14 protein-coding genes are annotated in these 17,454 nt (G+C 65.1%); 10 read left to right on the top strand and 4 right to left on the bottom strand.

Features of this window, described 5'->3' with window-relative positions; translation table 11 throughout:
- The first annotated feature begins 259 nt into the window (after window positions 1-259).
- The 4 genes from MRBLMS1_RS12805 (at window position 260) to MRBLMS1_RS12820 (ending at window position 4,609) form a co-directional block, all read left to right on the top strand.
- Window positions 260-1,348, top strand: coding sequence for a dienelactone hydrolase family protein (locus MRBLMS1_RS12805; protein ID WP_485879641.1), 1,089 nt, complete (start codon window positions 260-262; stop codon window positions 1,346-1,348).
- 111 nt (window positions 1,349-1,459) lie between these two features.
- Window positions 1,460-2,932 carry an NYN domain-containing protein gene (locus MRBLMS1_RS12810; protein ID WP_485879642.1) on the top strand — a complete coding sequence of 491 codons (1,473 nt, stop codon included), beginning with the start codon at window positions 1,460-1,462 and terminating at the stop codon, window positions 2,930-2,932.
- An 86-nt stretch (window positions 2,933-3,018) separates the two neighbouring features.
- Window positions 3,019-3,636, top strand: coding sequence for a PAQR family membrane homeostasis protein TrhA (gene trhA / locus MRBLMS1_RS12815; protein ID WP_128139727.1), 618 nt, complete (start codon window positions 3,019-3,021; stop codon window positions 3,634-3,636).
- A 91-nt stretch (window positions 3,637-3,727) separates the two neighbouring features.
- Window positions 3,728-4,609, top strand: a complete 882-nt coding sequence (locus MRBLMS1_RS12820) for a LysR family transcriptional regulator (protein ID WP_128139726.1) — start codon at window positions 3,728-3,730, stop codon at window positions 4,607-4,609.
- A 16-nt stretch (window positions 4,610-4,625) separates the two neighbouring features.
- On the opposite strand, the gene MRBLMS1_RS12825 is transcribed toward MRBLMS1_RS12820, so the two are convergent.
- Both MRBLMS1_RS12825 and MRBLMS1_RS12830 read right to left on the bottom strand, forming a co-directional pair.
- On the bottom strand, window positions 4,626-7,511 hold the full coding sequence (locus tag MRBLMS1_RS12825; RefSeq protein WP_485879643.1) for a bifunctional diguanylate cyclase/phosphodiesterase: 2,886 nt from the start codon (window positions 7,509-7,511) through the stop codon (window positions 4,626-4,628).
- 154 nt (window positions 7,512-7,665) lie between these two features.
- Window positions 7,666-8,442 (bottom strand): spermine/spermidine synthase domain-containing protein, encoded by a 777-nt coding sequence (locus tag MRBLMS1_RS12830; protein ID WP_485879644.1) that lies wholly within the window; start codon window positions 8,440-8,442, stop codon window positions 7,666-7,668.
- 157 nt (window positions 8,443-8,599) lie between these two features.
- Between MRBLMS1_RS12830 and MRBLMS1_RS12835 the strand changes: the two genes are divergently transcribed.
- The gene (locus MRBLMS1_RS12835) at window positions 8,600-8,875 is read left to right on the top strand and encodes a hypothetical protein (RefSeq protein ID WP_034757372.1); all 276 of its coding nucleotides are present in this window, start codon (window positions 8,600-8,602) and stop codon (window positions 8,873-8,875) included.
- A 37-nt stretch (window positions 8,876-8,912) separates the two neighbouring features.
- The gene (locus MRBLMS1_RS12840; protein ID WP_485879645.1) at window positions 8,913-10,064 is read left to right on the top strand and encodes a GGDEF domain-containing protein; all 1,152 of its coding nucleotides are present in this window, start codon (window positions 8,913-8,915) and stop codon (window positions 10,062-10,064) included.
- A 21-nt stretch (window positions 10,065-10,085) separates the two neighbouring features.
- Here MRBLMS1_RS12840 and MRBLMS1_RS12845 read toward each other — a convergent pair whose 3' ends face one another.
- A complete protein-coding gene (locus MRBLMS1_RS12845; protein WP_485879646.1) occupies window positions 10,086-10,430 on the bottom strand; it encodes a hypothetical protein in 345 nt (114 codons plus the stop codon).
- A 305-nt stretch (window positions 10,431-10,735) separates the two neighbouring features.
- Here MRBLMS1_RS12845 and MRBLMS1_RS12850 point away from each other — a divergent pair, with 305 nt between their 5' ends.
- From MRBLMS1_RS12850 to fdhD, 4 genes are all read left to right on the top strand, one after another.
- Window positions 10,736-11,818 carry a calcium:cation antiporter gene (locus MRBLMS1_RS12850; RefSeq protein WP_485879647.1) on the top strand — a complete coding sequence of 361 codons (1,083 nt, stop codon included), beginning with the start codon at window positions 10,736-10,738 and terminating at the stop codon, window positions 11,816-11,818.
- A 163-nt stretch (window positions 11,819-11,981) separates the two neighbouring features.
- Entirely contained in the window at window positions 11,982-13,439 is a 1,458-nt protein-coding gene (locus tag MRBLMS1_RS12855) for a Ppx/GppA phosphatase family protein (protein WP_139092521.1), read from the top strand.
- 100 nt (window positions 13,440-13,539) lie between these two features.
- Window positions 13,540-14,217, top strand: coding sequence for a hypothetical protein (locus tag MRBLMS1_RS12860; protein ID WP_485879648.1), 678 nt, complete (start codon window positions 13,540-13,542; stop codon window positions 14,215-14,217).
- Between the two features lie 67 nt (window positions 14,218-14,284).
- Window positions 14,285-15,112: a formate dehydrogenase accessory sulfurtransferase FdhD gene (gene fdhD, locus MRBLMS1_RS12865; protein ID WP_485879649.1), complete on the top strand. Its 828-nt coding sequence runs from the start codon at window positions 14,285-14,287 to the stop codon at window positions 15,110-15,112.
- On the opposite strand, the gene MRBLMS1_RS12870 is transcribed toward fdhD, so the two are convergent.
- Window positions 15,088-17,412, bottom strand: a complete 2,325-nt coding sequence (locus MRBLMS1_RS12870) for an FdhF/YdeP family oxidoreductase (RefSeq protein WP_485879650.1) — start codon at window positions 17,410-17,412, stop codon at window positions 15,088-15,090. The genes fdhD and MRBLMS1_RS12870 overlap by 25 nt on opposite strands.
- Between the last annotated feature and the right edge of the window lie 42 nt (window positions 17,413-17,454).

The raw sequence follows: 17,454 nt of genomic DNA on the forward strand, positions 1-17,454 counted from the left end.
CCTTCAGTATGCGCCTAGTGTACTCCCGTCAACAGGAAAAGTGGTTGGTGCAAGGCAACAATTTGCCCGCAGGTGATTGCCGCAAAAAATATGTGCCTCACGTAATTTTTTTATATTGCCCTGTGGCATTTCACTGTCTAGACTGGCAGGGAAGTCATCCACGGAGCCCGCTATTTTTCACCTGTTTCGCCCCATTTTGCTGGGTTTGCTGCTCAGCCTGCCTTGTCTGCCACTGAAAGCCCAGCTTGTCCCCTCGCCGTTGCCGCTCGACGCTCGCCTGAACGAGCAAGTCATCATGGTGCCGGCCGGCGACGGTTTGCGCGAGGTGCTGGAGACGACGGTGTTTCGTCCCGCCGGCCCCGGCCCGTTCCCCCTGCTGCTGATGAATCATGGCAAGCAGGTCGGCCCGGCCCGGCTGCAGCAGCGCGAGCGCTTTATCTATATGGCCACGGAATTCGTACGCCGCGGCTATGCGGTGATGCTGCCCATGCGCGCCGGCTTTGCCCGTTCCACGGGGGCCTACCGCGATTTCGGCTGCGACATGCTGGGCAACGCCCAGGGCCAGGCGCGCGACATGCTGGCCGCGCTCGCATATGCGCGCCGCCAGAGCTGGGTCGACCCGCAGCGCATCGTCGTCGCGGGCCAGTCGTATGGCGGCATGGCGGCGCTGGCGCTGGCCACCCGGGTGGTGCCCGGCGTGCGCGGCGTGCTCAATTTTTCCGGCGGCTTGCGCGTCGACATGCCCGGCTGCGACTGGCAAGGGGCGCTGGCGAAGACCTTTGCCACCCTGGGCGCGTACAACCATATTCCCAGCCTGTGGCTGTATGGCGCCAACGATTCCTATTTCGGGCCGGTCCTGGCGCAGCGGCTGTTTCGCTCGTTCACGGGTTCCGGCGGCCAGGCGCAACTGGTCGCCTATGGCCCGTTCAAGCGCGATGCCCACCTGACCCTGGGTAGCCGCGACGGGGTGGCCGTGTGGCTGCCGGCCACCGAGCGCTTCCTGCAGAAAATCGGCATGCCGGTGCGCCAGGTCTACCGCGTGGCCGATGCGCCGTCGCCGCCCGCCACGCATTTCGCGCCGCAGGACGATATCGCCGCCGTGCCCTATCTGGAAGAGCAGGGGCGTGCGGGCTACCGCGACTTCCTCGAGAAAACCGCGCCGCGCGCCTTCGCCCTGTCGGCCAGCGGTGCCTGGGCCTGGGCCGAGGAGGGCGAAAGCCCCGATGTGCGTGCGCTCGCTTCGTGCCAGCGGCGCAGCAGCGTGCCGTGCCAGCTGTATTCGGTCGATGAAAGCGTCGTTTGGCCCGTCGACGGCGCCAGCGCGAGCGCCGCCGGCGGCGCGCAATAGGCTGCCGCGCACGATAGTTGTCGCCGAAACGGGGGATGGGCGAATATACTAGGGGAAAAGGGAGGCGTTGCGCTTCCCGTCCGCCCTTATCATCAGCGAGAATTCACCCTTATGGCGTCATCCCCAGAAAACCTCAGCATGGCCGTGTTTTGCGACTTCGAGAACGTTGCGCTCGGCGTGCGAGATGCAAATTACGAAAAATTCGATATCAAGCCCATCCTCGAACGCTTGCTGCTCAAGGGCAGCATCGTTGTCAAGAAGGCATATTGCGACTGGGACCGTTATAAAAGTTTCAAGGGCACCATGCACGAAGCGAACTTCGAGCTGATCGAAATTCCCCACGTGCGCCAGTCGGGCAAGAATTCGGCCGACATCCGCCTGGTGGTCGATGCGCTGGACCTGTGCTACACCAAGGCTCACGTCAACACCTTCGTTATCATCAGCGGCGATTCCGACTTTTCGCCGCTCGTGTCGAAACTGCGCGAAAACGCCAAGCAGGTGATCGGCGTGGGCGTCAAGCAGTCGACTTCCGACCTGCTGGTGGCCAACTGCGACGAATTCATTTTCTACGATGACCTGGTGCGCGAGAGCCGCCGCACGGCCGCCAAGCGCGATGCGCGCGAAACCCCGGCCGCCAAGCGTTCGCCCGACGAAGAAGTGCGCCGCAAGGAAAAATACGAGTCGCGCAAGACGGAAGCGATCGAAATGGCCGTTGCCACCTTCGATGCGCTGGTCTCGGAGCGCGGCGACAGCGGCAAGATCTGGGCCTCGATGCTGAAAGAAGCGATCAAGCGCCGCAAGCCGGACTTCAGCGAATCGTATTACGGTTTCCGCACCTTCGGCAACCTGCTGGAAGAAGCGCAGACGCGCGGCTTGCTGGAATTTGGCCGCGATGAAAAATCGGGCGCCTATGTCTACCGCAGCAGCGGCCTGGTGCCTGTCGCCGCGCCCGTGAACGGGGAAGTCGCCAGCGAAGCCATCGTCACCGGCGAGACCGGCGTGGCGGCGGAAGAGGGCAATCAGCGCGAAGGCGGCAGCCGCCGCGATTCGCGCCGCAATGGCCGTGGCGGCCGCAAGCAGAATGAACAGCGCCGTGGCGAGTCCGCGCCACAGGCCTTCGTGCCGGTGGCCGATGTCGAAACAGTCGTCGAGCAGTATGCGCCGGCGCCGCAGCCGGAAGTACAACACGAAGTAGCCGAAGCCGCCGCCGAGGTGGTGGCGGAAGAAGGCAACGCCAAGCGCGGTTCGCGCCGCAATGGCCGTGGCGGCCGCAAGAATGGCGATGGCGCCCGCGAAGCGCGCGCCGAAGTTGTCGAAGTCGCTGCTGTGGAAGCCATGCCTGAGCCGGTAGTTGAAGCGATCGTGGAAGCCGTCGCCGAAGCGAAGCCGAAGGCCAAGCCGCGCACGCCGGCCCGCAAGGCGGCAGCGGCGAAGAAGCCTGCCAAGAAGGCGGTCGATGCCGTGGTCGAAACCATCGAGCCTGCTCCGGTCGAAGTGGCTGTCGTGGCCGAAGACAAGCCGGCCAAGGCGCCACGCAAGACGCCAGCGCGCCGTCCCGCGCGCAAGAAGGCGGAAGCGGCTTGATTGAACCCCGCAGAGTAAAGCTGGGGTCAGACCCGGCGGGTCTGACCCCGGGTGTCTGCTGTGTCTTGGCAAAGCGGTATTAAGCCATGTACCACGGCGAACGCTTCAACAGCATTTCCCATACGGTGGGCGCCGCGCTGGCGGCCATCGGCGGCGTCATCCTGATCGTCGTGGCGGCCCGCACGGGCGACCCCTGGAAAATCGTCAGCTGCAGCGTGTATGCGGCCATGCTGCTGACCTTGTACCTGACGTCCACCCTGTACCACAGCGTGCGCGGAAAGGCCAAGGCCGTGCTGCAGCGGCTCGACCACTGCGCCATCTACCTGCTCATCGCGGGCACCTACACGCCCTTCATGCTGGTGACCCTGCGCGGGCCGTGGGGCTGGTCGCTGTTCGGCGTCGTCTGGGGCCTGGCCCTGTTTGGCATCGTGCAGGAATATGTGTACGCGAAAGGCGCGCGCATCCTGTCGCTCGTAATTTACGTGGCCATGGGCTGGCTGATCGTCGTCGGCATCAAGCCGCTGCTGGCGGCGCTCGAGTGGAACGGTTTCCTGTGGCTGGTGGCGGGCGGCCTGTGCTACACGGGCGGCATCGCTTTCTATGCCACCGACCACAAGCTGCGCCATGGCCACGGCATCTGGCATCTGTTCGTGCTGGCCGGCAGTAGCTGCCATTTTGTCGCCATTTTGTTCTACGTTGCCTGACGTTGTTGCCTGCCCTCACTGTTGCCTTGGTTCCATTATAATGGCGCGATATGTGAAGATCGCGCAACAATGCGACAATAATAAGGCAACAATGGATATCAATTCGGACGACCTGAAAATCTTCGTCACCGTCATCGACAGCGGCACCCTGAGCGCGGCCGCCGTGCACCTGGGGCAAACCACGTCGGGCGTCAGCCGCGCCCTGTCGCGACTGGAAGACAAGCTGGCCACCTCGCTGCTGACCCGCACCACGCGGCGCATGGAGCTGACGGAAGAAGGGCAGCTGTTCCTGGACAAGGCGCGCGCCATTCTCGCCTCGATGGAAGACGTGGAAGAGTCGATCCGCATCCGCCGCCAGAAACCGGCCGGGCGTCTTTCCGTCGATGCCGCCTCGCCCTTCATGCTCCATTGCGTGGTGCCGCACGTGGCCGAATTTCGTGCCATGTATCCGGACATCCGCCTGGAGCTGACCAGCAACGACCAGATCGCCGACCTGCTCGAGCACCGCACCGACATCGCCATCCGCATCGGCGCCCTGGTCGATTCGACCCTGCATGCGCGCGCCTTGACTGCCAGCCCGCTGCACGTGCTGGCCACGCCCGCCTACCTGGCGCGCCATGGCGAACCGGCCACGCCGGAACAGTTGTCCGGCCACGCGCTGCTGGGCTTTGCTCAGTATGACCTGGGCAACAACTGGCCGCTGCGCCACGAAGCGGGCAACAGCCTGCAGATCGTGCCCGCGCTGGCCGCCTCCAGCGGCGAAACCCTGCGCCAGCTGGCCCTGCAGGACCAGGGCATCGTCTGCCTGTCCGACTTCATGACGAAGGACGACATCGCGGCCGGCCGCCTGGTGAAAGTGCTGCAGCCGTTCTATACAGGCTACCGCCAGCAGATTCACGCCGTCTACTACCGCAACACGCAGCTGGCGCAGCGCATCAGCTGCTTCCTCGAATTCCTGCAGCAGAAGCTGTAAGGCCCGCGCCGTACGCTCAGGACAGGACGCCGCTGTCCTGCACCGCCGTATGCAGCAGCGCTTCCACTTCGTGCGCCGGCAGCGGGTGGCTGAAGTAATAGCCTTGCGCCTCGTCGCAGCCATGGCGGCGCAGGTAATCTAGCTGCTCGGCCGTTTCCACGCCTTCGGCCACCACGCGCAGTTTCAAGTTGTGCGCCAGAGCGATGATGGAGACGACGATGGCCGCGTCGTCCGCGTCGCGCGCCACGTCGCCGACGAAACTGCGGTCGATCTTCAGCACGTCGATGGGGAAGGTGCGCAGGTAGGCGAAGCTGGAATAGCCGGTGCCGAAGTCGTCGATCGACAGCTGCACCCCCAGCGCCTTCATGTCGTGCAGCTGGCTGACGGCCAGCGCCACGTCGTGCATGAACAGGCTTTCCGTCAGTTCCAGTTCCAGGCAGGCGGGCGGCAAGCCCGTTTCCAGCAGCACTTCGGCGATCGTGGCGACCAGGTTCGGTTCGTTGAACTGGCGCGCCGACAGGTTCACGGCCAGGCGCAAGGTATCGAGTCCCGCCGCATGCCAGCGTTTCACCTGCGCGCACGCTTCGCGCATGACCCAGGCGCCGATCGGCACGATCAGGCCCGTGTCTTCCGCCAGCGCGATGAAGCGCTGCGGCGCCACCATGCCCAGGTCCGGATGCTGCCAGCGCAGCAGCGCTTCCACGCCGACGATGCGCCCGCTGGCCAGGTCCACCTGCGGCTGGTAATGCAGCACGAACTGTTCGCGTTCGAGCGCGTTGCGCAGCGCCGTCTCGATGCGCAGGCGCTCCAGGGTGGCCTGGTTCATGGCCGTCGTGTAGAACTTGATGTTGTTGCGGCCCTGTTTCTTGGCGCAGTACATGGCGATGTCGGCCTGCTCGATCAGGTTCTGCGTCTCGCCATTCAGGGTCACGTCGCCGGGCACGTCGTAGCGCGAGATGTCGTAGACGGCCACGCCGATGCTGCAGGTGACGAAGAATTCCTTGCCATCCAACAGTACCGGCTGGGCCACGGCATCCATCACGCGCTGCACGATGGCGCTGCTGAGCACTTCGTCCGCCTGTTCGCACAGGATGGCAACGAATTCGTCGCCCGACAGGCGCGCCACCGTATCGCTTTCGCGCAGGCTGGCCTGCAGGCGCGTGGCGATGGTTTTCAGCAGCAGGTCGCCAGCCTTGTGACCGAGGCTGTCGTTAACGAACTTGAACCGGTCGAGGTCGATCAACAGTACCCACAGCGCGCGGTTCTTGCGGCGCGACAGAGCCATCGCTTGCGCCAGGCGGTCGCGCAGCAGGGCGCGGTTGGGCAAGCCCGTCAGCACGTCGTGGTGGGCGATGTGCTGGATTTGCTGCTCGGCCAGCTTGCGTTCCGTGATTTCGGAACCCGTGCCCCGGTAGCCGCGGAATTCACCGAGTTCGTTGAACAGCGGCTCGCCATTGATGCTGAACCAGCGCAGCTGACCATCGCGGTCGTGCATCGCATATTCGAGGTTGGAAAAGGGCAGGTGCGCTTCCAGGTTGGCGATATGCTGCTTGCCCCAGCGCGAGTTGCGCATTTCCGGGTTGTTGTCCCAGCGCGTCATGCCGATGAAGCGTTCCAGCGGCATGTTCGACTTGTCCGTGAAGCCGCTGGTGATGTGGGTGAAGCAGAAGTTGGCATCCTGTTCCCAGTACCAGTCCGAGGACAGGGCCAGCAGGCGGCGGAAGCGCTTTTCGCTTTCCTGCAGGGCGCGCTCCGTGCGCTGGCGCGCCCGTACGTCGGCACTGAGCAGCTCGTTGCTGCGCTTGAGGTCGGCCGTGCGCTGCTCCACCAGCAGCTGCACGCGGCGCGAGCGCTGCGTCAGCGATTGCACGAAGGCGGCCGTCAGTGTGCTGAACAGCAAGCCCGTGATCAGGGTGAACAGGGAGCCAAGGTGGTCGGCCAGGAAGGGGCGCGGATGGGCCACCACGCGCACGTGCCAGGGCCGGCCGGCGGAAGCAAAGGCCCGGTCATAATGGTTGTGGTAGGCAAAGTGCAGCCAGCGGGGCAAGGATTCCCAGGCGCCGCCCCGTTCATCGGCGGGCGCCTGGCCATGCCGGAAGATCAATTGGCGCGGGTCGGCGCTGGCGTCCGCGTAGACGCTCAGTTCGAGTTGCGGGTCGCCCAGCAGGTCGGCGCCGGCGAGGATTTTCTGCACCAGTTCCCCGGCCAGGATGACGGCCGCCGTATCGCCGATCAGCGCCGCGCGCCGCTGCTGCACCGTCTGCAGGGGCATGCCGTGGCGGTACACGGGATGCACCATGACGAAGCCTTGCTGCGGTCCCTGCGCCAGGGCCAGCAAGCCGGTGGCGGTGGTCTGGCCGCTGATGATCGCCTGTTCCAGCGCGCGCGCCAGCACCCCGTTCGGGCTGACGTTCAGCCCGAAGGCGGGGCCGTTGCCCTGCAAGGGTTCGAGGTAGTCCACCACCAGGTAGCTGGCGCGCGTCGTTGCGGGCACGACGACGCCATCGCGCATTTCCGTCATGGCGTAGTCGGGCACGATGCGCCGCAGCTCCGCTTCGAATGCGGCGCGCTGCGCATGCGGCACGACGCGGTGGAAATTGAAGGCCTGGATGAACGGGTGGCGCCGCAGCAGCGGCGTGGTGAAGTCGTGGAACTGTTCGCGCGTGACGGGCACGACGGCGGCAAACAGCTGGTTCGTCGTGGTCAGCACCTCGACCGCATCGTCGAGTCCCTGCTCGATGGCGGCCACCCTGGCGCCGGCGCGCTGCTGCAGGCTCAGGCTCATCTTGTCGTATTCGAGCTGGCTGATGGCGGCGAACAGCACGGCCGTCACGCTGACGCCGCAGGCAAAGGTCAGCGCGGCCGCGGCGGAAATCGACAATGGCAGGCGGCCACGCAGCATGGTTTTTCCTATCTCACTTCATGGACACTTGGGTTCGGCGGCGCCTGCCGGCCCCACGCAGGCCGTAGTTTGTCATAAACCACATCCAGCATGCTGATTTTGCACCAAAACACTGCAAATAAGCAACAATATCTATGGCCGGGGAAGACGACTTTCAGTCGCTTCCGGCGCCAGACTGGCGGCGCAAACGCCACAATTGCCATGCCGGCAGAAAGCGGTTCAGGAATGCCAGGCCGGCCATCCGGCGCCAGCGCACCAGGCGCACCACGCGTACGGCGCGGCCGTCGGTACCTTGGCCTTGCCCGGGCTTGGCGGCGAAGACGATGCGGTTATTGCCGGCGATGCCGTCGAAGTGGCAGACGGCGCCGCGGAAGGTGAGCATCAGCCGCGCCAGCATGGCGGGGTAGTGCTCGTCATAGCTGAACAGGTTGGCCACCAGCACGCCTCCGGGCAGCAGGGCGCGCAGGCAGTCCGCATAGAAGCGCGCGCTGCCGAGGGCGGGCGGCAAGCCCGTTTCGTCATAGCCATCGAGCAGCAGCACGTCGGCGCAGCCCGGATGCTGGCGGATGTAGCTGACGGCATCCGTCTCGATGATGCGCAGGCGCGCGTCGTCGGGCGGCAGCATGAACTGCTCGCGCAGGGCAATCACGTCGGCGCGCAGTTCCACCACCGTGATGCGCGTGTCGGGCAGGTGGCGGTGGCAGAATTTCAGCAGCGAACCGCCGCCCAGTCCCACCATCAGGATGTGCCGCGGGCGCGGCACGAACAGGGTAAAGCACATCATGGCGCGCGCATAGCGCAGCAGCAGATGGTCGGGGCGCGACAGCAGCATTTCGCTCTGGATCATGCCGGGCTGGAATTCCAGGCGGCGCCGGTCGCCACAGGTATGCACCTGCGGGGCAAGTGGGGTGGTGCTTTTGTTTTCCGGCATGGGACGACTTCGCTGAGTAGGCTGGGGGAGATGCTTTGTTGCATTCAGAGAAATCTGATAAGCTCCCGTGAGCATACCCGATTAATCCGCGCCGAGCATGCGTATATGTACGGCGCGCGGCGGCACGGCCGCGCAGTCGGGCACCATGGAGACAAGCATGTTTTTGGATCACCCCATCATTACGGCGACGAACAGTTTCACGGAGCCTGACCGCATCGAGCGGCTGACGCGCGTGTATGGCTACGCGGCGGCGCTGGCCGACCAGGCCGCCAATGTCGGATTCATTGAAAAAGTGGCGCAGATTCACGACCACAAGGGCACCCTGATCGTGTTCTGGCACGAGGCGCCCAGCGAAGTGGAAAAGCAGTATTTCGTGCAGGCGTGGGCCAGCAAGATCGGCGACGGCAGCACCAATGTCGAACACGAAATCTGATCTGGCGCGCCGCGCCTGCGCATCGATCGCGTAGCCCATGGATATCAAGACCCTGGTACTGGCCCTGGCGCTCGGCAACCTGAGCCTGTGCGCGGCCCTGTTCTTCTTCGAGTACGAGCGCAAGAAGTCGCTCAGCATGTCCACCTGGGCGGTGGCCAAGCAATGCCAGGCCGTGGCCTGGTGTCTGCTGTATTTCCGCGGCGTGCTGCCCGATTTCCTCTCCATCCTGCTCGGCAACAGCCTGCTGTTTGCCGGCATGGCGCTCGATGCGGGCGCGCTGTGGCAGGCGGCCGGGCGCAGCGGCTGGCGCCGCACCGTTCTGCCGGCGCTGGGCCTGTCGGTGGCGCTGTTTGCCGCTTGCTACCTGTTCGACGTGGCGCCGCTGCTGCGCAGCGCCGGCGGTTCGCTGATCGTGGCCGGCTTCTTCCTCTCCGGCGTGGCCGCCCTGTGCCTGAAGTGGCGCGAGGCGAGCATGCTGCGCCGCTTCCTCGTCGTCAGCATGGGCATCCTGTCGCTGCTGATCGCCGCGCGCGGTGTGCTGGCCGCCGCCGTCCCCGGTTTTGACGCGGAGCTGATGCAGCTGGCCGGCTTCGGCGCCCTGTACCTGATGATGCTGACGAACGCCTTCGGCTATCTGCTGCTGTCGCGTGAAAAACTGGGCGGCGAGCTGGCGCGTCTGGAAGTGCTCGATGCGGCCACGGGCGTGCCGAACCGGCGCGGTTTTTACCAGGCGCTGGCGCCATGGATGGCGCTGGCGCGCCGGCCCGGTTTGCCGACGGCGCTGGTGGTGCTCAATATCGACCACTTCAAGCGAGTCAACGACAGCTATGGCCATCCCGTAGGCGATGCGGTGCTGAAAACCATCGTCGACACCTGCCGTCAGCAACTACGCGACAGTGACCTGATGGGCCGCCTGGGCGGCGCCGAATTCGCCATCCAGCTGCCGCGCACGACCCTGGTCGATGCGATGATGGTGGCCGAGCGCATTCGCGCCGCCGTCGAAGCGCTGCCCGTCAAGACGGAGCGCGCCGTGCTGCAGCTGACGGCCAGCCTGGGCGTGACCACCATCCGCGCCGAAGACAGCACCGTCAGCCTGTTCAAGCGGGCCGACGAGGCGCTGCAATCGGCCAAGCAGGCGGGCCGCAACAGGATAGTGGAAGCGCAGGGCGCCAGCACCCTGGACGTGTAAATCAGCTTACTTTTTATCAGCTTACTTTTTGCGCGAGCCCAGCCAGCTCGGTTCCTTGCCGCATTCCTTGGGCAGGAACAGGGCATCGAGGCCCGGATCGCAGCGCCGGTCGGGCGCCTTCATCGGCTCGACGGTCAGCCATTCGCTCTTGGGCAGTATCTTTTCTTCGCGTGGCGCCACGGGCGGCGCGGGCGGGAGGCTGTCTTGCCAGCGTGACTCTGACGCTGTTGCCGGCGCGGCCGCAGTGGCCCAGTCCGCGTCAACTTGCGCGGCGTCCGCTGGCGGCGTGTCCGCGTGCGCGGCGGCGCACAGCAAGCTGCCCGTGAAGAAGAACGCGCGCATGGCTGTGCTGTTTAGGGAAATCATGGTCTGTCCTTGGTCGGTGCCGGGAAGGCGGACCCTGCATTATGACGGCAGCCGGAAGCAAAAAGGCAAGGAAATTGCAACGGCATGTTACCAAAGGGACTATAGTTGCTGGTATCAGGCAGGTGCACCGCGGCAAGGTGATTGAATGGTGAACCAGGCGCGGGGGCGCCGTCACCGGAACATGTGTATCCCCTAACTTTCATTTAAGCTAGGCAAGTTATGCTGTGGCATGCACGCCAGGCTGCCCTTGTTGTCCTTTGCTGTCCGCACCGCAGTTCCCCTTTTTTACTCTTGCCAGGCCCATAATGAAAATACTTAAATCCCTGCCTGTATGGCCGCTTGCCGCCCCGCTTGCCGGCTGGCTGTTCCTGTTCGGTTCCACTTTCAATGTCGGCGGCGCCTACCAGATCCTGCTGGTCGCTGGCCTGATCGGCAGCGTGCTGGCCGCCGTGTACCACGCGGAAGTGGTGGCGCACCGCATCGGCGAACCGTACGGTACCCTGGTGCTGGCGCTGGCCGTGACCCTGATCGAGGTGGCATTGATCGTCTCGCTGATGCTGGCCGGCGGACCGGAAACGACGGGCCTGGCGCGCGACACCGTGTTTGCCGCCATCATGATCATCCTGAACGGCATCGTCGGCATCTGCCTGCTGCTGGGCGCCGGGCGCCACCGCGAACAGACCTTCGGCCTGCTGGGCGTGAGCGCTTCGCTGGCCACGCTGGCGGCCATCGCCATTCTGACCCTGGTGCTGCCGAACTACACGTCGAGTGCCGCCGGCCCGTACTACAATTCGAGCCAGCTGATCTTCATTGCCGTCATTTCGCTGGTCCTGTACGGCACCTTCGTGCTGGTGCAGACCGTGCGCCACCGCGATTACTTCCTGCCCAAGGAAGCCGTCGGCGACGAGGAGGTGCATGCGGCGCCGCCCACGCCCGCCGTCGCCTGGATCAGCGCCGGTGCGCTGCTGGTGTGCCTGGGCGCCGTGGTGCTGCTGGCCAAGTCGCTGGCGCCCGCGCTGGAGACGGCGATTGCCGCCATGGGCGCGCCGAAAACCCTGGTCGGCATCGTCATCGCCGCCATCGTGCTGCTGCCAGAGGGCCTGGCCGCCGTGCGCGCCGCACGGGCGAACCGTTTGCAAACGAGCTTGAACCTGGCGCTCGGTTCCGCGCTGGCCAGCATCGGCCTGACGATACCTGCCGTGGTCGTGGTGTCGCTGGCCACGGGCCTGACGATTACCCTGGGGCTCGATATCAAGTCGACGGTGCTGTTGCTGCTGTCGCTGATGGTGGCTACCCTGTCGCTGGGCACGGGCCGTACCACGGTCATGCAGGGCACGGTGCATCTGGTGATTTTCGCGGTATATTTATTCACCACCATCGTGCCGTAAGCTGCCGCACGGCTGCCGTTTTGTCACAATCCTGTCACGCCGCTGTCATACGATGGCGGTAGTGTGGTAGGATTTTTAAATCGTTTAAATGATTTATATAGTTTAGCAACTGAGTTCGCCAATTTTTCCAGTTGGCACAGCAATGACAAGACAAGAGGCCAGTATGTATGCAGCGGTGGACCTGGGGTCCAACAGTTTTCGTTTACACGTCGGCAAGCATGATGGCGACACGATCCGCGTGGTCAAGAGCGTGCGCGACCCGATACGCCTGGCCGCCGGCCTGGACGCCAATGGCGACCTGACCGACGCGGCCATGCAGGGCGCGCTGGCCTGCCTGCAGCGCTTTCGCGCCATCCTCGCGGGCTTCGAACTCGATGCCGTGCGCGTGGTGGCCACGTCGGCCATGCGCGTGGCGCGCAACGGCGCCGTCTTCCTGCCGCTGGCCGAGCAAGCCATCGGCTACCCGATCGAGATCATCTCGGGCGAGGAAGAGGGGCGCTTGATCTACATGGGCGTGGCCAATGCGCTGGCCATACCCGGCGAACGCCGGCTGGTGATGGATATTGGCGGCGGCTCGACGGAACTGATACTGGGGCGCGGCAACGATATCGAGCGGGTCGAGTCGTTCAGCCTGGGCACCGTCAAGCAAAGCCTGTCGTTCTTCATCGGCGGGCGCATCGACGCGCCGTCGTTCGAGGCGGCCATCCTGTCGGCGCGCAGCCATTTCGAGGATGCCGCGCCGCCATACCATCCGCAGCACTGGAAGACGGCCTACGGCTCTTCCGGCACCATCCGCACCATCGCCGACATCATCGCCCGCAACAAGCTCGGTGACGGCTTGCTCACGAGCGCCAGCCTCGACGCGCTGGCGCGCCGCTTCATCGAACTCGGTCACACGAGCCGCATCGACATGCCCGGCTTGCGGCCCGACCGCGCCAGCACCATCGTCGGCGGCCTGGCCATCTTGATCGGCCTGTTCCGCGAACTGGCCATTCCCGCCATGACGCCGATCGAGGCGGGTTTGCGCATGGGCGTGATGTGGGATTTGTACCTGCGTTCGACCAAGCGCGACCGCCGCGAGCAGTCGGTGCAGGGCTGCATGGAGAAATTCCATATCGACCAGCAGCGCGCCGGCAGGGTGGCCGAGCAGGCGCTGGCCATGTATGCGCAGCTCAAGCCCACGTCCGACGCTCTCGTGAAATGCCTGCGCTGGAGCAGTCTGCTGCACGAAGTGGGCCTGGCCGTGTCGCAGACGGGCTACCACAAGCATGCCTCCTACATAGTGGAAAACGCGGACTTGCCCGGTTTTACCACGCGCGAACAGAAGACCATGAGCCGGCTGATCCTGGCGCAGAAGGGCAATTTGCGCAAGATCGGCGAAGTGCTGTCCGACCCCGATTTCGCCAAGGCCGTGCTGGCGCTGCGCCTGTCGATTTTGCTCATGCATGCGCGCATTGAAGCCGATTTCAGCGAACTGCGCCTGCGCATGAAGAACCGCATCGAGCTCGATATCAAGCGCGGCTGGGTGGCGCACCATCCGACCGTGTCGTTCTGGATCGAGAAGGAGCAGGAGTTCTGGGACGAGGTGGGGGTCGATTTCACCATCCGCGCCAGCGCGTAAGGGGTCATTGGGTCATGCCATTGCATGACTTGATGTGTGGCAAGCAAGTTTTCAAAAAACAGTATATATTGTTTATATTATTTACTAGATTGGAAAATCCATGAGCAAAACCGTCCCGGCGAAAAAAGCCGACACCGCGTCCGTTTCGATGTTCCCCACCAGCGCCTCGATCAACGCGGCAGCGGCCAAGGCCGCACCGGCCGCCAAGCCTGCAGTAAAGCCCGCAGCCAAGCCGGTGGCAAAAGCCGCCGTCAAGCCAGTGGCCGCCAAACCTGCCGCTGCGAAGCCGGCAGCAGTGAAGCCAGTAGCAGCGAAGCCAGTAGCAGCGAAACCTGTCGCCGCCAAGCCTGCCGCTGCCAAGGCGCCAGCCGCCAAGCCGGCGGCCAAGGCCGTCGTCGCCAAGCCAGCGGCCAAAGTCGCTGCGAAACCCGCCGCAAAGCCTGCCGCCAAGCCGGCAGCGAAAGCCGCCGTCAAACCGGTAGCCAAACCAGCCGCCAAGCCTGCGCAAGCGAAAAAAGCGCCGGCCGCCAAGGTCGCCGCCGTCAAGGAAAAAGCCCGCAAGCCGAAACTGGTGCGCGACAGCTTCACCATGCCGGAAGCGGAATACGAAGTCCTGGGCCAGGTGAAGAAAGCCTGCCTGAAGGCCGGTTTCGAAATCAAGAAAAGCGAATTGCTGCGCATCGGCGTGGCGCTGATCAGCCAGATCGACCTGGCCACCCTGCAAAATGTGCTGGCCGGCTTGCCGCAGCTGAAAACGGGCCGTCCGAAGAAGGATTGATGGCGCGGGCAGGGGCCGCCCCCTGCCTGGCCGTTCTGGTTTACCATGGGGCCTGTGAAAGTTCCCCATGGTTGCCATGTCAGAAGATACAGAGATCGAACGCGCCGGCTTCGTCGAGCGCGCCATCGTCCGCCACCAGGCGGGCGCTGCTACCCCCGCCATCGACCACGTCGCCGAGGAAATCCCCGTCGCGCTGGTCTTCAATGGCATTTCCCACGTCGTCATGATGGCCACGCCGCGCGACCTGGAAGCGTTTGCCTACGGCTTCGCGCTGACGGAAGGCGTGGTCGCTTCCGCCGATGCCATCTTCGATTGCGAAGTATTTTTGCGTCCCGACTCCGCCGAAGTGGCCTTGCGCATCGCCCAGGAAGATTTCGTGCGCCTGAAGGACCGGCGCCGCCAGCTGACGGGCCGCACGGGCTGCGGCGTGTGCGGCATCGACAGCATCGACATGCTCGACTTGCAGCCGGCGCCGCTGCCGCCATCCCTGATCCGCGTCGACCTGCCGGCCGCGCTGGCGCGTGCCTCCGCCGGCTTGCGCGAGCACCAGACGCTGATGCGGGAGACGGGCGGCGTGCACGCGGCCGCGTGGTGCACGCCCGATGGCGATATCGTGCACGTGTTCGAGGATGTCGGCCGCCATAACGGCCTCGATAAACTGATCGGCCACCTCGCGCTGCACGGTATCGACATGCGGCGCGGCTTCGTCTTCCTGTCCAGCCGCGGCAGCTACGAGCTGGCGCGCAAGGCGGCGCGCATGCAGATTCCGCTGCTGGCGACGATCTCCGCCCCCAGTTCGCTGGCCATTTCCATCGCCACGCAGGCGGGCATGAAGCTGGCGGGTTTCTGCCGCCAGGATGCCTACGTCGATTACACACCCGGCGTCACCTTGTAGCTTCCGCTGCGTTCCAGCAGCACGGGCACGGACTTCGACGTGGGCGTGCCGGCGCCGTCGGCCGTGCTGGCCAGCGGCACCAGCGCGTTCGTCTCCGGGTAATATGCGCCCAGGCAGCCGCGCGGGATGTCGTAGGCGACGAGACGAAAGCCGTCGGCGCGGCGCGCCACGCCATCGTCCCAGGCGCCGATCAAGTCGACCAGCTCGCCATCGGCAAAGCCCAGCATGGCGATATCGTCCGCATTGGCGAAGACGACCTTGCGCGTGCCGTACACGCCCCGGTAGCGGTCATCCATGCCGTAGATCGTGGTGTTGTACTGGTCGTGCGAACGCGTGCTCATCAGGACCATCAGGCGCTCGCCGTGGCGCGCTCTAGCGCGGTGCAGCGGCGTATCGAGATCCAATGGGGCGACGAGGAAGCTGGCCTTGCCGCTGGCCGTCTTCCATACGCGCTCGCGCGACGCCACCGTCAAGTGAAAGCCGCCCGGCTGCGCCACCCTGGCGTTGTAGTCGTAAAAGTCGTCAAACACCTTTTCGATGTCGTCGCGGATGCGCGCATAGTCGGCCGCATAGGCGCGCCAGTCGACCAGGCTGTTGCCCACCGTTGCTTCCGCCATGCCGGCCACGATGGCCACTTCCGAGCGCAGCTGCGGTGAAGCGGGCGCATTGCGGCCGTACGAGATATGCACCATGCTCATCGAATCTTCCACCGTCACACCCTGCGCCACGCCGCCTTGCACGTCGATTTCCGTGCGCCCCAGGGTGGGCAGCAGCAGCGCTTCCTTGCCGATGACCAGGTGGCTGCGATTGAGCTTGGTGGCCACCTGCACCGTCAGCGCGCACTGGCGCAGGGCGGCAAAGGTCAGCGGCGTGTCGGGCGTGGCGGCCGCGAAATTGCCGCCCAGCGCAATGAACACTTTTACCTCGCCGCGCTGCATGGCTGCGATGGTGGCCACCACGTCGTGGCCATGCGCGCGCGGCGGCGCAAAACCATACACCTGGCCCAGGCGGTCGAGGAAGGCCGCCGTCGGCTTTTCCTCAATGCCCACCGTGCGGTCGCCCTGCACATTGGAGTGGCCGCGCACGGGACATAGCCCGGCGCCCGGCTTGCCGATTTGTCCGCGCAGCATCATCAGGTTCGACAGCATGCGGATGGCCGCCACGCTGTGCTTGTGCTGCGTCAGGCCCATGCCCCAGGTGGCGATGATGCGCTGGCCTTTGACGAAGATGTCGGTCAATGCCTCGATCTGCGCGCGCGCCACGCCCGACTCCCGCACCAGCAGTTCCCAGTTTTCCGCGCGCAGGTCGTCGCGGAAGGCGTCGAAACCGCTGCAGTGTTCAACGATGAAAGCATGGTCGATGACGGCGGGCGCGCTGGCCGCCTGCGCCGCATCGTCATGCTCGACGACGCGTTTGGCGACGGCCTTGATCAGGGCGAAGTCGCCGCCCAGCGTCGGCTGGACGAACAGGCCGGCCAGGCGCGTGCTGCCCAGGGTCGCCATTTCCAGCGCGCTTTGTGGGTCCATGAAACGCTGCAAGCCCCGTTCGCGCAGGGGATTGATGGAGACGATGCTGCCGCCGCGGCGCGCGCAGTCGCGCAGTTCGCCCAGCATGCGCGGGTGGTTGGTGGCGGGATTCTGGCCGAAGATGAGGATGGTGTCGGCCAGTTCGAAGTCGGCCAGGGTCACCGTGCCCTTGCCGATGCCCACGGTGGCCGGCAAGCCGCGGCTGGTCGCCTCGTGGCACATATTGGAGCAGTCGGGGAAGTTGTTGGTGCCGTACAGGCGCGCCATCAGCTGGTACAGAAAGGCGGCCTCGTTGCTGGCGCGCCCCGACGTGTAGAAGGCGGCCTGGTCCGGGTCGGGCAGGGCACGCAGGTGGCGCCCCACGAGGGCATAGGCGTCGTCCCAGGAAATCGGCACATAGCGGTCGCTGGCAGTGTCGTACACCATCGGTTCCGTCAAACGGCCGTGCTGTTCGAGCGCGTAGTCCGATTGCTCCAGCAGCTGCGTGACGGTATGGCTGGCAAACAGCTCGGGGCCGGCGCGGCGGCTGGTCGCTTCGGCGGCGACGGCCTTGGCGCCGTTTTCGCAAAAGGCAAACGTGGACGCGTGGTTGCGGTCGGGCCAGGCGCAGCCGGGGCAATCGAAGCCGTCCGGCTGGTTTTGCGCCAGCAGCGCCTTCAGATTTTCGGGCGCGACCCGCTCCTGGCGCAGGCTGATGGCCACGTGTTTCAGGGCGTCCCAGCCGGCGGCCGGCTTGGTGTAGGGCGTGATGTGCGGTGCGTCCTGGTCTTTCATGGGCTCTTTCGGCTGGGCGAGTGTGGTAATTATGCACGATCC

Source organism: Massilia sp. LMS1-1-1.1, assembly GCF_040815535.1.
Lineage (GTDB): Bacteria > Pseudomonadota > Gammaproteobacteria > Burkholderiales > Burkholderiaceae_D > Janthinobacterium > Janthinobacterium aestuarii.